The organism is Nonomuraea sp. NPDC050790 (assembly GCF_044456745.1).
In the GTDB taxonomy this organism is placed as follows: Bacteria; Actinomycetota; Actinomycetes; order Streptosporangiales; family Streptosporangiaceae; genus Nonomuraea.
This window is the reverse complement of the sequence record NZ_JBITGF010000006.1, coordinates 220,149-235,856: the sequence shown is the minus strand read 5'-3', so window position 1 is coordinate 235,856 and position 15,708 is coordinate 220,149. Positions and strand designations below refer to the sequence as shown.

Annotated in this window: 9 protein-coding genes and 1 pseudogene; 7 read left to right on the top strand and 3 right to left on the bottom strand. The window is 65.0% G+C overall.

The genetic code is table 11. The features are described from left to right. The first annotated feature begins 153 nt into the window (after positions 1-153). Positions 154-918 (top strand): GntR family transcriptional regulator, encoded by a 765-nt coding sequence (locus ACIBEJ_RS30430; RefSeq protein ID WP_397186293.1) that lies wholly within the window; start codon positions 154-156, stop codon positions 916-918. 65 nt (positions 919-983) lie between these two features. Here the strand turns inward: ACIBEJ_RS30430 and ACIBEJ_RS30425 are convergent, their stop codons facing one another. Beyond that, positions 984-1,388, bottom strand: a complete 405-nt coding sequence (locus ACIBEJ_RS30425; RefSeq protein WP_397186292.1) for a hypothetical protein — start codon at positions 1,386-1,388, stop codon at positions 984-986. 5 nt (positions 1,389-1,393) lie between these two features. Further along, positions 1,394-1,798, bottom strand: coding sequence for a hypothetical protein (locus ACIBEJ_RS30420; protein ID WP_397186291.1), 405 nt, complete (start codon positions 1,796-1,798; stop codon positions 1,394-1,396). Between the two features lie 44 nt (positions 1,799-1,842). Here ACIBEJ_RS30420 and ACIBEJ_RS30415 point away from each other — a divergent pair, with 44 nt between their 5' ends. Further along, on the top strand, positions 1,843-1,974 hold the full coding sequence (locus ACIBEJ_RS30415; RefSeq protein ID WP_397186290.1) for a hypothetical protein: 132 nt from the start codon (positions 1,843-1,845) through the stop codon (positions 1,972-1,974). A 254-nt stretch (positions 1,975-2,228) separates the two neighbouring features. Here ACIBEJ_RS30415 and ACIBEJ_RS30410 read toward each other — a convergent pair whose 3' ends face one another. Continuing rightward, positions 2,229-3,293 carry an SAM-dependent methyltransferase gene (locus tag ACIBEJ_RS30410; protein WP_397186289.1) on the bottom strand — a complete coding sequence of 355 codons (1,065 nt, stop codon included), beginning with the start codon at positions 3,291-3,293 and terminating at the stop codon, positions 2,229-2,231. A 272-nt stretch (positions 3,294-3,565) separates the two neighbouring features. Between ACIBEJ_RS30410 and ACIBEJ_RS30405 the strand changes: the two genes are divergently transcribed. From ACIBEJ_RS30405 to ACIBEJ_RS30385, 5 genes and pseudogenes are all read left to right on the top strand, one after another. Continuing rightward, positions 3,566-4,828, top strand: a complete 1,263-nt coding sequence (locus ACIBEJ_RS30405) for a tetratricopeptide repeat protein (RefSeq protein WP_397186288.1) — start codon at positions 3,566-3,568, stop codon at positions 4,826-4,828. Further along, positions 4,825-5,427, top strand: coding sequence for a YdcF family protein (locus tag ACIBEJ_RS30400; RefSeq protein WP_397186287.1), 603 nt, complete (start codon positions 4,825-4,827; stop codon positions 5,425-5,427). Before ACIBEJ_RS30405 ends, ACIBEJ_RS30400 begins: the two co-directional genes overlap by 4 nt. Positions 5,428-6,097: 670 nt before the next feature. After that, positions 6,098-7,916 (top strand): annotated as a pseudogene (locus tag ACIBEJ_RS30395) (IS481 family transposase). A 593-nt stretch (positions 7,917-8,509) separates the two neighbouring features. After that, entirely contained in the window at positions 8,510-10,378 is a 1,869-nt protein-coding gene (locus ACIBEJ_RS30390) for a hypothetical protein (protein WP_397186286.1), read from the top strand. A 229-nt stretch (positions 10,379-10,607) separates the two neighbouring features. Next, positions 10,608-15,704 (top strand): DEAD/DEAH box helicase, encoded by a 5,097-nt coding sequence (locus ACIBEJ_RS30385; RefSeq protein ID WP_397186285.1) that lies wholly within the window; start codon positions 10,608-10,610, stop codon positions 15,702-15,704. Positions 15,705-15,708: the final 4 nt, after the last annotated feature.

The window sequence follows — 15,708 nt, the reverse complement described above, 5'->3', positions numbered from 1 at the left end:
CTGGGGCTCGCAGGTGCCATTCCCAAAGGCATGGCGCTCCCAGGTCCGGCATGGGCCCCTCGTCGCTTCCGAAGTATGTACTACATACTTCATACTCTCGAGGGTCACCGGGGTCAACGAGTATGTAGTACGTACTGTCTGTAAGGTGAGAGCGTGACCAGCACAGCAAGCTACCGCCAGGTGGCCGACACCATCAGGCAGCGCATCAACGACGGCACCTACCCGCGCGGCTCGCTGCTGCCCAAGGAAGAACTCCTCGCCACCGAGCTCGACGAGCATCGGGCCACCGTTAACAAGGCGTTGAACATCCTCAAATCCGAGGGTCTGCTCTACGTGCATAAGGGGGTCGGCACCTACGTCCACCCGCTGCCGCCCCTGCTCCGCAACGCCGCCATACGGCACAGCCGGGCCCATCGTGAACGCGGCGGCGCCCGTGGGTCGCTCGCCAGCGAGCTGGAGCAGCTCGGCTACGTCATGGACAACCAGACCACCATCGGGCCTGGCCGGCCACCGGCCGATGTCGCCGAGGTGCTCGACATCGATCCCGAGAGCGACAGCGTCATCGTCCGCGCCCGCCGCATGTACGCCCAGGACTGGCCAATCCAGATCGTCACCACCTACCTGCCGCGCGCCCTCGCGGAGGGCACCCTGATGGCCGAGCGCGACCCGGGTGTGGGCGGGATCAGCAGCCGCCTGGATGAGGCAGGCCACGGGCAGGCCGAGATCGTGGAGGACGTCGAGGCGCGCCGTCCCACGGAGGAGGAGGCGCGGTTCCTGCGAATGACGCCTGACCAGTGGGTCTTCGAAGTCTTCCACATGGGGCTGACCAGCGACGGTCGGGTGGTCAAGGTCAACATCTACGTCCTGCCGACCTACCAGTGGCGACTGCGCTACCGCTACCCCATCGATCCGGCATGACGTGAACGAGCGACGGCTGCCCGGGAGGCTCGCCCGCAGGGGAAGGACAACTCGCACCACGTGAGTCATGGCGTGTCCCGGGCGGCCGGGCCGAGTTGCCGGAATCGGAGCTGATCCCCCGGCGGAAGGCCAATCCCATCCAAGGCGGGCTGTACCGGCCGGTGCAGGAGTCTGGTCTGCACCCGGATGGAGACGGCTCCGTAGCTGGCCTCATCCGGCAAGCAGGCCATCCAGTGACCCTCCGGCCTGCAGAAGTAGCGGATCTCCATCCGCTTGGGCCCTGCCATCTCCCGCCCCCGCTCCTCCAACTCTCGGGCGACGCTCTCCCCCAGCTCGGTGAGCGCCACCTGCGCCGACTCCTGCGGACCTCGATCCGGCACGACCTCGAAGATGAGCTGCAGGAGCAGGTCGTTCGACGCCACCGGCGCGACGGGTAGGTAGTCGGAGAACTGGGATAGTTCAGGGAGCACGAGGGCTACTCCTTCACCGGCTCGTCGGTTGGCCGGAAGTCCCTGAACGTCCCATCGGGCACCGCGACGCCCAACTCCTCCATCAGGCTGTCGGGGAAGAAGAGGTCCTGGGCGGGCAGCACGTCGCTGCACTCGACGGCCTGGCGCCGCGTCCGTGCCTTGAGCCACGCAGTGCCTCCACGGGCCAGTTCGCGTGAGCTGGCCGTGCCCACTAGGTCGACATAGGCGATCTCGAAGTCCGGGTCACAGAGCGCAAGCCCGTCCTCGGCGACTTGACCGGCGAGTTGCCGACTGACCTGGCCGAGCCTTTCCATCGCGGTCATTCGGGCGTCCTGGCCGGGCGCGACTGAGAACTTCACGCGCACGATGTGGTCGTAGACGCGCCACGAGGGCAGATCGGGGCCGGTCATCTTGCCGCCTCCGTCCGCTGGAGCGGGATGAAGCGGCCACGACCATGGTCTATCGCACCTGCGGCCCCCACGCGACCGTCGCCGCCCGCGTCGCCGGGCTGCGTGTGCCAGAGCTGGCGGGAACGGAGGTGCTGTTCATCGTGGTCGTGACCGCTGAACTGGGCCGACGCATCTGAGGTCGGGAGGTTGCTGAGCTTCACCGGCTCGGGCCAGACGTCTTCGCCCAGCACCCACTCAATCAGGACCTCCGCAGCGCGTAGCGTGCCAAGGTCACCGGCTATCAACGGGTCGACGGCCTGCGTGCCCAGGTAGAAGGCACAGAGCTTCCTGCTCCATACCAGCTCCATCTCTAGCCACAGGCCCGGAGAGGGTACGGCTGGGACGAGCTCGGGGCGTGCCATGGCAGGGGTCCTCCAGTTCGAGGGGGTCATCAACGAGGGCTGGGGGTGACGGGCGGGGCCTCGCGGGGTGTGCATCCGGCCTGCCGCCCAGCGACTGGGCGAGGCGGCAGCCCTGCTGCCCCTCGCACGGATGGCAGCAGGGCTGTCCTCGCGCCTCCTGCCGAAGGTTCGTCCGCGTCCTGCCATGGCGGCGTCATGGCACAGCTGCTTTCGTCGATGCCGGGCCGAAGGCGGCGACTGCGGCGAGGAAGTGCGCCTTGCCGACGTCCTCCTGAGGCCCGTGCGGTGGGCGCCACTGGGGATGCCTCCACCAACCCGGGCTCGAGTAGGCGAAACCCGTCAAGGATGGCGGTGATCTGGCTGGCCGTGCGCGGGAAGATGGGCGCCGCCTCCCCGTAGGCGGCCACCGCCCTCTCCAGGACGTCGGGAGGCAGGAGATCCCCGCGGGCGTGGGTGAAGATGAGCAGTCCGCCCGCGGGTAGGGCCTCGGCGCAGCGGCGCGACACTGCGGCGGGCTCATCGTCATCAGGCCAGAAGTGCGCGACCGCGGCGGCAATGACCGCCACCGGCTGGTGCAGGTCCAAAAGGCTGGCGGCCTCTCGAAGGACAAACTCAGCCTTGCGAGCGTCTGCTGCGACCATGATCGCCTGGCCTTCGACCTCCAGCAGTGCCCGTCCGTGAACAGCGACCTGCGTGTCATTGTCGACATAGACCACGCGCGCCTGCGGCTGGACCTGCTGCACTGCCGCCAGGACGGTGACCTCGCTCGACTTGGGCAGACCGCACCCAAGGTCGAGGAACTGACGGACCCCTGGCTCGGCAACGGCGTGAACCGCGCGGGTGACGAAGGCGGCGTTGGCCAAGGCAGCCGGGCGAAGCTTATGGAGAATCCCAAGGAGCTCAGCCAACACGGCCCGGTCGTTGCCGTATTTGTTCTTGTCACCCAAGACGCGATCGTAGAGTCGCGCGATGGTGGGGTGCGCGGCGACCGCAGGTGCGGGTACGGTGGCTTCACTTTCCCTCGTCATCGGGTCCTTCATCGTCGCCCTCTCTGGTTCGGCTTCCATCAGGGACTCCAGCCAGGTCGAGAACACCCGGGGACGGCAAGGCTCGTGTCTCGATCTACCTAGACCCACCCGGGTGCTGCGTCATACGGCGTCATGTGTTGGTGTCAGACACATGCAGCCTCTCTTGGTTGAGGGCACGATGGAGGAGCACACTGCGTGTGCCCACACCGTGCCCACACCCAGACCCCAAGAGGGACGCCCAGGTGGAACAACAAGGTCTCCCACTACCGGACCTGCTGAAACACCTCCGAACCACAGCCGATATGTCGCAGCGGCAACTAGCTGAGAAGCTCTGCGCCATGACCGGCACGTTCACCCTCACGCGGTTCGAGGTTGGGCGCTGGGAACAAGGCCGCGTCCGGCCCACCACCTGGCTCCCCGTGTTGGCCGAAGCCCTCAATATCAGCCTGGAAACGCTGGAGAATGCCCCCGACAGGCCGGGAAAAAGGGGGCGGACAATTCACCCCATCCCGAAGGATGGGATAGAGCAGGTGGGTGAGGTGCTACGACGAACCTTCTTGCAACAGAGCCTGACCACCGCAGTCTCTGCCCTGGGACTGAGCGGAGACCTGCGGGTCATCCAGGCGCTCAGCATCGTCGGCGCCGAGCATTTCGGCAGCACGGTAGACAGCCTCAGCGAACTCGTCGACCACTACACCCAGACGATCGGCGCCCTCCCTCCAGCGGAGGTCTACGACGAGCTCCTCACCGTCAGAGCCTTTGCCAACGGCCTGCTCACCCACGAGGGACATGACCGGCAGCATGCAGACCTCGTCGTCGCCAGCGGATGGCTCTCCCACCTGCTCGCCGTAGCCGCATGCGACATGGGCGAGCATGCCGCCGCTCGGGTATGGTGCTCCGACGCCGAACGCCGCAGCAGGCAAGCGCGGCACCCCGAGCTGGAAGGGTGGGCGACCCTCACCAAGGCGATGATCGCCTGGTATCGGGGCCAGCCTCGCCAGTCCGCGACCTTGTCGTCGCGCGGCCAAGCAGCGGTGGCGCAGGGGACGGTCATCTACGCCAAGCTCGCCTCCCAAGAGATGCGGGCCGCCGCGATGGCCGGCGATATCGAGGGGATGAGCCGCTCCCGGCGGCGAGCGGCTGCGGCCCTGGCGGCGCTCCCCGCCGATGTCCCAACGAGCGGGGCTCTGTCCATCGCCTTGTCCGACGACCCGCCGTACACCGCTACATCCCTGTTCTACATCGGCCGCTACCGGGAGGCCGTGGCCGCTACCAATCGCGTCATTGACACCGTCTACCAGCCCGAAGCCCGCCAGCGCGGCGAGCACCCGTCCGGATACGCGCGCTCGCTGCTCATCCTCGGCCTCGCCCAGGCGGCCCTGGGCAGGCTGGACGAAGCGATTGCCGCAGGCCGCACCGCCCTGTCCGGTCACCGTCCCGCGTGGCCCACCATGGTCCTTGCCGGCAAGCTCGACAACGTCCTTATGCAGGAGCACCCAGGCGCCTCACAGACCGCGGAATATCATGCCCACTACCAGGAGGCGCTCAACGCTCCTGCCGCACACCGCCTGCAACTTCCACGAGCCAAGGAGCACGGGTGACCGAAGATCTGGGCCCGGAGCGCATCGCGGGGATCACCGCCTTCGTGGACATCCAGGCGCCTCCACCCGACGACCAACCCACAGCCCTTCTGCTCTTCGGTACCAACCAGGCACCGCCAGCTGAGATCGCAGCCGCTCGTTACCACGCCGGTCGCGCACCGCTGATCATCGTGACCGGTGGGGTGAACCGGCACAACGGAATCGTCGAAGGCCGCACCTTTGAACGCCAGCTCATCGAGCTGGGCGTGCCCGAAGAGGTGATTCGGTGCGAGGATCAGTCCGCCAACACCTGGCAGAACGTCGAGCTAGCCCTGCCGTTCCTGCAGGAGGCACGCCAGGCCGGACTACCGATCACGGCGGTATCGAAGTGGTACCACCGCCGCACCGTGCACATCCTCAAGACCGTCTTCCATGACGTCGGCGCGTTCTATGCGATCGGCTGGGACGCGATCTACGACGCCAAACTCGTAACCCGGACAGACTGGCCATTTATCCGTGGAGGCAGGCGGCGCGTCATCCGGGAATGGGACGAAGTCTCGCGCCGCCTCAAAGGTGGCAGCCTCTCACCTGTGAATCTCGTGAACGGAATGTGGCGGTAGGGCCGAGTGAGGCACGGTCTAGGAATGGACGAGACTGCTGCCAGCCTGCGGCCTCTACCCCACGGATGGCCGCACCAGCTCTGACGAACGCCGCGAGTTGTCTCGATCCCCTCAGCCGTTGAGAAGTCCCCAGCGGCAAGCAAGGAAGCAGAAGCTCGCCGCGGCAAATCGGTAGCGCACTTCAGCGCGACGCGAGGGTGAGCTTCCCCGTTCTCCGGACACTTGACCTGAGGTCACCCTTGATCATCAGGAGTAAGAGGCAGGAAGCAAGATCCACCACGCATCGGATGTGAGAGGTGATCAAGAAGCACTGCGGTCTGCCGTTGAAGAAGTAGCCGAGGCGGCTAGGATCCTGCGCCAGCTTGAGGTGCTTCGCATTGGATGATCGCGTACGTAACGAGGCCTACTTCAAGAACTTGGATGACGACCCTCGTGGGCCATGGTGAGAGGTGCCAATATGCCCGTGTCCGCATGTTCGCCTCCTGGTCGTCGACCCCGGAGGTTGGCTCCTCGCATCTCACGCTGGCGATGATGATTTCGACCTGGGCTCTGACCTCATCCAGGGTGTCGGTGTGAGGTCTCAGGACATGCTTCACCGTTCGTTATCGGGACGTAGTTGACGCCCTGCGCTCGTTCATGATCTTCTTCCTCCGGCTTCTTGATCAAGCGCGTGAGGGGTGTGTCCGTGGACCGGCAGGCGACGGTGGAGTACCGCTATCGGGCTGTCCGCGAAGTGTTGGCGGGGTCGCCCATCGGGGAGGTCGCGGCGCGGTATGGGACCTCGCGGCAGTCGGTGCATGCCTGGCGCAAGCGCTTCGAGTCTGAGGGGTTGCCGGGGCTGGAGAGCCGATCACGACGGCCCAAGACCAGTCCGACGCGACTTGCCGCTGAGGTGGAGGCGCTGATCTGCCAGATCCGGCGCCAGCATCCGCGCTGGGGAGCCCGCCGTATCAGCTTCGAGCTCGGGCGGCAAGGGCTGGATCCGGTCCCGTCGAAGGCGACCGTGCATCGAGTCCTGGACCGCAACGGTCCCACCCGGCGCCAGGAGCAAAGCCGTCAGCGGGTCTATCGGCGTTGGCAGCGCGAGGCGCCGATGCATTTGTGGCAGATGGACCTGGTCGGCGGGGTGCCATTGGCCGATGGCCGGGAGTGCAAGATGGTCACCGGCATCGACGACCACTCTCGCTTCGTGGTGATCGCGCAGGTGGTCGCGGTGCCCAGCGGGCGCGCGGTCTGCCAGGCCTTCACCGCGGCGATGCGCCGCTACGGGGTGCCGTTCGAGGTGCTCACAGACAATGGCAAACAGTTCACCGGCCGCTATACCCGCCCGCAGCCGGTCGAGGTGCTGTTTGAGCGGGTCTGCCGGGAGAACGGCGTCACCCAGCGTCTCACCAAGCCCCGCTCGCCCACGACCACGGGCAAGATCGAGCGGTTTTCATGGGACCTTGCGCCGGGAGCTGCTCGGCCACGTGGCGCCGTTCGAGTCGATGGCCGCGGCTCAGGAGGCGATCGACGCCTGGGTGCACGCCTACAACCACGCCCGGCCGCACCAGGCGCTGGACATGCGGGTCCCGGCCAGCATGTTCCGCCCACAAGGCCCAGCCCGTGACGAACTCCCCGGCCCAGCGCCGACAGCCGAGGCGAGCCTGCCGGGCGAGAGCGTCGCCGTGGTCGAGCCACCACCCGCCACCATCAGCGAGGGCGCGATCGAGTGGGAGGTCCGGGTCCCGCCCAGCGGCTCGCTGACCCTGGTGCCCGGCAAGCAGGCCGCGAAGATCCACCAAATGCTCGCCGGACGCACGTTAGCCGTGTGGGCCGACATCCGCAGCATCCACCTGCTGCTTGAGGGTCACCTGGTGCGCACCCTCGCCTCCCGGCTCCTGCCGCAAGACCTCGCCTACATGACCATGCGCGGCGCCCGGCCCGCGGGACCGGAGCCGGCGACCACAGCGCTGCCCCGCGCCGTCGGCCGGACCATCCTCGCCGCCGGGGAACCGGTCGAGGTCGACCGCAAGGTCCACAGCCGCGACGGCCACGTGATCCTGGCCGGACAGAAGATCGTCATCGGCCCCGGCCACCTCGGCCGCACCGTGGTGCTCCGCCTGGACGGCCACCTCATGCACGCCATCGCCGACAACGCCCTGATCGGCACCTGGCCCTGCCCGATACCCGCCAGCGAACTCGCCAAGCTGACCGGAGCCCGCTCGGCGACCACGCCGTTGCCCCCGCCTCAGCTGGCACCGGGTTCTATCCGCGTTCAGCGTCGTGTCCACGCCAGCGGCCGGTTCATGGTCGCCGGGCAGTTCATCAAGGTCGGCCCTCGGCACGCCGGCAAGTTCGTCACCGTCGTCATCGAAGACACCCACTTCCGGGTCCTGCACGGCGAAGAAGAACTCGCTATCAGGCCACGCAAGAACACCGCCCCGATCACCCGGATCTACGTCCACGGCATGGGCACCCAGACCACCGACTCGTCAACCAAGTCCTGAGAACAACTGGTTAACCATGTCCTGAGACCTCACATTGACACAGGGCTCTTCGGATGTCCCTGCGGTGCATAGCGCAATCCTTTCCGCCCAGGTAGATCCGCTGATCGCAGACCTCGTCGGCGGCGAAGGGCGATCAAGGTCGACATGATCAGCAACGGTGTAGATTCAGCAACGGGAGCGCCGGAGGGCTTCCCGTCTGATATGCCGGGGTTGTGGTTTGAGCCGACAGGGAGGGTGACGTGACCTCGGGGAAGCGATTGCTGAGCCCGGTATTCGAGCGCCTACTCGCGATAGGTTTCACACACCTGACGCCGAAACCGGTAACGATGTTGGTAGGCGATCCAGGCTGGGGTGAGGATCCGATCGAGGCACCTGAGGCGTGGTCGGTCGTACGGGAGTTGTCAGCGGGAGCTTTGAGCGCCCGGATCAGTGACCGCCTTGGGGAGGGTCCGATTCTCCTCATGCCACCATGGGATCGCCGAACAGACACGTCATCCGGGCGGGTTCGCAGTCGAGCCGTCTTCGCGTACGAGGATGTGTTACGCGCCTGCCGCCCAGCTGGCACTGACAGTGTGTTGGCTGTCTTGACCCCTATGGAGCTCTGGACCTCGGAGGCTCAGTGGGCAGCGAGCCTTAGGCGTGACATGGGAGAACGCTGGGACGCACGTCTCGTGCTCTACAGTTCCGGGGCAATCCAGGGTGTCCATTACAGATTTGCGGTTGCCGCTGCCTTCCTGCGAAGTCAAAGGGTGCACCGTTCGCCGCTCAAGATTTTCCAGGCTCGGCCCGAGGAAGATGAATCGGCCGTCGAGAAGGATTTCGAGATGCTGTTGGCCCGAGGAGGTGGGCGTACCCGGTACGGGTACGTTATCCGTAACCTGCCACCTTCGGGCGAGAGCCTGGATTTCGACCGCCACGACCCTGTCGTGTTGAAGCAGCGTGCCGATTTGGCTGGCTTCGGCAGCCTCTGCACAGTAAGTGATTTGTGCAGCACGGTTCCACGTATCCATATGGCAGGTGATGCGCAGCTGATCAGCACAGAAGAGAAGCCCGGTACGGTACGGCTCGTGGCGGGGCGCGACGTTCAACGCGATGGCACGATCGCGCCGCTCGGCGATGAAACCTATTGGGTCGAAGCTAAGCCGGAGTACTTGCTCGAGCCGGGCGATCTGGTCCTCCGTGAGGTCTATGGCTACGGAGACCCGCACGGCTTGATAGTCGCTGTGGTGACAGAGCAGGATCTTCCAGCTGCCGCGTCCCATACGACCATCGTGCTGCGACCTCACTCTGGCGTCGATCAGCAGCAGATTCGATTTGCCCTCATGTTCCTGCGCTCGCCACTGGCCCGTACGCTCGCTGGTCGATCTGGACTCCATGTCACAGTGAGCAAGCTGGCGGCGCTTCCCGTTCCCCAGCCCGACGAGGCCTTGACACAGGCATTCGATGATCTGAACGCGGCCAAGCTGCAGCTTGAGAAGTGGCAGAAGGAAGCGGATTCTCTCCTCGAGTCTGTGTTCACCTATGAGACACCGGCTCGCGCCCGCTCAAAGATCATTGAGCAAGGCCGTGCACTGCGGCTACGCGTGGAGGCCGCATCTCTCCTCGACGACCTGGGCCACACGGTGCGCACGCGCTTCCCATACCCGATCGCCTACCGGTGGCGTGAGACCGAAGCCCGGGTGAGTGCGCGAGATTCAGAAGCCGCCTACAGCGCTGTACTCGATACGGCGGAGATTCTTCTCTGCTACACCGCGCAGATCGCCCTCGCATTGGGCAGAGAGGCTGGAATCGAATTCGGCGCAGTAGCAGCGATCAGGGAGAAGCTCGCCGGCGGTCGCAGCGGTCCTGGCTTCGGTGACTGGGCAGCGGTACTGCATGAGGTCGCCTCCAGTCGCCGGCTCCGCAGTCTGCAGGCCGAACATCCCCTCAACGACATCCGTGGCCTCCTGTCCAGTCAGGATGCCGCCAATGCGCGCCAGCGCCTGTATGACCGCCGGAACGACCAGGCCCACCTGCGGCGCATCGACCCCATCGACCTGCCGACTGCCCTCCAGGAGGCCTTTGCCGAGCTAACTATGCTAGTAGAGCGGGCTCGTTTCCTGGCTGACTACTCGCTGTTGCATGTCACCGACGTGCGCTGGGACACGTTGCAGAAGACGGCTGAAGTGCACTACCGCGACCTTATGGGAGATCATCCGGTCGTCCCGACCAGATCCACAGTTCTACCTAGCAACGATCTGGAGACTGACAGCTTGTACCTGCGTGATTCCAATCATCGCTTGCACCTACTACGGCCCTTCCTGGTCGGACAGAACTGTCCAGAGTGTCGAACTTGGTCCACGTTCCATGTTGATCGCGCGCCCAAGAGTGGTGTGCTCCTCAAGAGCCTCGAACATGGGCATGTTATTCAGGAATCCTCGCCCAGCATGACCGCAGTTCTAGCATGTGTTGGTCTGTTGTGACATGTGGCGCAGCCACCGAAACCTCAAGTCCTCCTGCTGTGACTCACATGCTCGATCGCTTCGCAGGACAGGTTTGCTCTGACTATGTCGGTTGCGCAGAGGGGTGTAACGGCCGGTAACGGCGTCGTGATAACAAGGAAGATGCCGTGGCTGGAGCGCCTTACCCCACGCCCAGCGAGTTGATGGGGTGCTCCTCCACAGGTTTCGAAGATCGCAGAATACGGACGGAATGGACGTCTTCAAGGTTCACGAGCAGCTGATCGCCGACTACGCGGCGTTCACGTCGGGGTTTACCGAGATCGAGGACGAGCGCATCAAGAAGCATGTCCGCGATCGGCTTGCACAGGGTGAGCAGTGGCCAGACCCGTACTTGTCGCTAAATCCCAACTTCCGGCCCGGTGGTTCCATTACAGACCTGGTTCGGAACGGGCTGCTCAGCGCCGAGTGTGAGCGTATCTTCTGCGTGGGCAAGAGCGCGGATACTGCGGGCCAACCGCTGAACCTGCACCGCCACCAGCGTGAAGCCGTGGAGATCGCCCGGACCGGAGCCAGTTACGTGCTCACCACCGGCACCGGCTCGGGAAAGAGCCTCAGCTACATCGTGCCGATCGTGGACTGGGTGCTCCAGCAGAAGGACGGCGGCGCCTACCAGCCGGGCGTAAAGGCGATCATTGTCTACCCGATGAATGCCCTGGCCAACAGTCAGGTGCACGAGCTCGACAAGTTCCTGAAGGAAGGCTACGGCGCTGGCGCCGAGCCGGTTACCTTCCGCCGGTACACCGGACAGGAGAAGGGGCAGGAACGGCAACAGATCCTCGCGGATCCGCCAGACATTCTGCTGACCAACTACGTCATGCTCGACCTCGTTCTGACCCGCCCAGGCGAACGCGACAGCTTGATCACAGCAGCTCGGGGGCTGCGCTGGCTCGTCCTGGATGAGCTGCACACCTATCGGGGCCGCCAAGGTGCCGATGTGGCGATGCTGGTGCGTCGCGTCAGGGATGCCTGTGAGGCAGATGCGATCCAGTGCGTAGGTACGTCAGCAACGATGACCACCGAGGGCAGTGAGCGGGAGCGCCGCGCGAAGGTGGCGGAGACGGCAAGCCGTCTGTTCGGGCTACCTGTGTCCCGTGCGCATGTCATCGGAGAGACGCTGGAGCGTGCCACGACTGCCGACCCAACGGCTGTGACGGGCCTTACAGTCCCAGCGCCCGAATACGAGACCTTCGTGGCAGACCCGCTCGCCGCCTGGGTGGAGACCCAGTTCGGTGTTGTCGCAGACCCGGCTTCCGGCAAACTGGTCCGGCCTCCGCGGCCTCGGACCGTCCGCGAGGCAGCGCAAGAGCTGGCCGCATCGATCAAGGAAGATCCCGAAGACTGCGCCGCAGCCATTCAGGAGACCCTCAAACGCGGCGCGGCAATCGATCACCCACGAACCCGGCGACCCGTTTTCGCCTTCCGTCTGCACCAGTTCCTGTCCAAAGGTGACGACGTCTACCTGAGCATCGAGCCCGAAGCGGACCGATACATCACCAGCCGCTACCAGACGGTTGTCCCCGACCCCGGCAAGGAAGATCACATCCTTGTCCCAGCATCGTTCTGCCGGGAGTGCGGCCAGGAGTACCTGACCGTCAGGAAGGTGGATGAGCGCTTCACCTCCCGGCGAGACAACGATACGGCTGGCGACGAGGCAGACGGCTATCTCTACATCTCGACGGACTTTCCCTGGTCGGACAGCACGAAGACTGCGATTGACGACCAGCGAGTGCCCGAGTCGTGGTTGGAGACTCGGGCAGACGGTTCACCTGGTGTTGTCTCGGCCAAGCGCAAGTATCTGCCCGAGGTGGTTCGGGTCGCCCCCAACGGCCATCTGCACGAGGAAGGTACCCGCGCCGCGTTCGTTGCCGCGCCATTCACCTTCTGCCTTGCCTGCCGTACGTCGTATGAGCAGGTCCGGGGAAGCGACTTCGCCAAGCTAGGGTCACTGGCCGTGGAAGGTCGCAGCTCAGCGACGAGCGTAATCAGCTCGACCGTGGTTCGCACCCTCCGCGAAGACGACAACCTCGAGAAGCCTGAGCGCAAGCTGCTGGCCTTCACCGACAACCGGCAGGACGCCAGCCTGCAAGCGGGACACTTCAACGACTTCGTGCAGATCGTTCAGCTTCGGGGGGCGCTCTATCGGGCGTTGCAGGACGCGCCAGACGGTTTGACACACGAGGTGATCGCGCAGAAGGTGACCGATGCCCTCAACCTCGATTTCGTCGACTTCGCCGAGAAGCCCGAGGCGAGATTCTCCGCTGAGCGCAACACGTGGAAAGCACTTCGTCAGCTGATCAACTACCGGCTCTATCTGGATCTGGAGCGCGGCTGGCGGATCACCATGCCTAACCTGGAACAGACTGGGCTCCTCAAGGTCGACTACCTGGATCTGCCCGACATCGCCGCCGCTCAGGACTTGTGGGACGGCGCCCACTACGCCCTCCGAGACGATGAGCCGCGGCTTCGTGAAGAACTCTTGCGAACTTTGATGGACGAGTTGCGTAGAGTTCTGGCGATCGACGCCGACTGTCTGACCGAGCCGGGGTTCGTGCAACTCAAGGAGGAGAGCAGGCATTACCTCAAGGACCCTTGGGCGATGGAGCCGACCGAGAACGTGGTCTACGCCGCGGTCGCCTACCCCCGCGCGGGTAGCAAGGGCGGTCAGCGAGCCAGCAAGGATCTACACCTGACCGGATTCGGCGCCTACGGCAAGTACCTGCTTCGCGAGCATGACGGGCTCTCCCGTGATGACGCGCACGCGATGATCCGGGACATGCTCGCAGTGACCGAGAGATGCGGAATCCTTACCCTGGAGCGCGGCGGCTACCAGCTTAAAGCCTCGTCGATCATCTGGCGGCTGGGCGACGGCAAGGCCGGGGCCGAAGACCGCATCCGCAAGCACGTCGCTACGGCCAAGGGCCCCCGCATCAATCCCTTCTTTCAGCGCCTCTACCAGGAGAAGGCGGCGAATCTGTCCGGTCTCCAAGCGCGGGAACACACGGCGCAGGTGATGAACGAGGTCCGCGCCGTTCGGGAGGAGCAGTTTCGGGAAGGCGACCTGCAGGTGCTCTACTGCTCACCGACCATGGAACTAGGCATCGACATCGCCAGCCTCAACGCGGTCGGGATGCGCAACGTTCCACCGACTCCGGCCAACTACGCCCAGCGGGCAGGGCGAGCGGGTCGCTCCGGGCAGCCGGCGCTGGTGGTCACCTACTGTGCCACCGGGAACGCTCATGATCAGTACTACTTCCGCCACCGTGACCAGATGGTTGGCGGCTCCGTAGCCGCACCGCGGTTGGATCTCACCAATGAAGACCTGATCAGCTCGCACGTCAACGCGATCTGGCTCGCCGAGACTGGACTGGCGCTCGACAGCTCGATCAGCGGCATCGTCGACATTGACGGCCCTGGCTTCCCGCTCCTGCCCAAGGTCGCGGCGGCCATGGTCCAACGCACTGCACGGTTGAGGGCAGCCGAGCGGACGCGAGCGATCCTCGCAGAACGCGACACCGAACTGAAGATCACCTCCTGGTGGCATGACGAGTGGATCGACCGAACCATTGAGGACGCGCCGAAGCAGTTCGACGCCGCGTTCGACCGCTGGCGGGAGCTCTATCGCACCGCTCAGGCTGAGCGCGAGGTGCAGCACCGCATCATCGGCGACCACTCCACCGGCACGAAGGCCAGGGAGGCCGCGAAGGCCCGCCGCGCGGAAGCGGAGAACCAGCTCAAGCTGCTCCGCAACGAGGATTCCGAGGACTTTCAGACTGACTTCTACTCCTACCGCTACCTGGCGTCTGAAGGATTCCTGCCCGGCTACTCCTTTCCCCGGCTACCCCTGCGTGCCTACATCGCCGCCCGAAAGGGCAAGAACACCGAAGTCGAGTTCATCCACCGGCCGCGGTTCATCGCCATTCGTGAGTTCGGCCCGGACGCCCTCATCTATCACGAGGGCTCGCGCTACCAGGTCAAAGAGGTTCAGCTGGCCCCTAACGAGCAGGGTGGAAGCGGGCTGGACACCAAGTCCGCCCGCCGTTGCGAGTACTGCGGCTATTTGCATGACTCGGTCGTCGGTATCGATGTATGCGAGTCCTGCGAGGGGCGCCTCGGTAAGACCATGCATCGCCTTCTGCGCCTCCAGACCGTTAAGACGATCCGCCGCGACAGGATCTCCTCCGACGAGGAGGAACGTCGTCGAGCAGGATACGACCTGATCACCTCCTATCGCTTCAACAACCATGGCGTACGGCCCGGCCGCCTGGACGCGACAGCCGTGCGAGGGCCGCGCAAGGTCCTGGAGTTGCAGTACGGGGATACCGCGACGGTCCGGGTCATCAATATGGGGCGCAAGCGCCACACCAGCGACGGCTTCTGGATCAACATTCAGACTGGCCGCTGGCTGACGGAGAAGAACGCTCTGACGCCCGAGCCCCACGTGCTCGACGATGCCGACAGGGTTCAGGCCAAGCAGCAGGTGATCCCCTACGTCGAAGACCGCCGAAACATCCTGATCACCCGCATGGCTGACTCAGCAACCGACGAGGCAGCGATCAGCTTCATGTACGCCCTGGAGCGAGGAATCGAGGCCGAGTTCCAGTTGGAGGACAGCGAGCTCGCCAGCGAGCTGCTGCCGGACGAGGCAGACCGCGGCAGGGCGCTGTTCATCGAAAGTTCCGAGGGCGGCGCCGGCGTACTCCGTCGGCTGGTCATGGAGGATGACGCACTGGCCAGGGCAGCGCGGAAGGCCCTGGAGATCGCCCACTTCAACCCGTTCACCGGTGAGGACACCGGTGGCGCGGTCAACGGCGAGCGCTGTGCCAAGGCTTGCTACGACTGTCTGCTGTCCTTCGGCAACCAGGGAAAGCACGAGCAGATCGACCGCCACCTCGCCCGCGACCTGCTGCTGGAGCTCGCCCTGGCTGAAGTCCCCAAGCCGCCCGTCGCCTCCGCCCAGGACATCTGGGAGCCGGTGCGCTACGACGCCGAACTGAACAACCCGTTGCATGCTTTCGTTCGCTGGCTGGAAGAGTGGGAGTACGCCGCACCGGAGTCACTCAACGCGGAGATCGGTGAAGCCAAGCCGGAAATGATCTACGGCGGTCAGGTCGCGATTTTCGTGGACGGCCCGGACAACGGCGATGTACCCGGCCGGGACGCCGATGCGGAGGACGAGCTTCGCGATCTGGGGTGGAGTGTCGTACGCATCCCGTACGGTGGCGACTATTCACAGATCGTCAAGAAGTATCCAAGTGTCTTCGGGACGAGCCGGAGGGAACGGCGTTGACTGT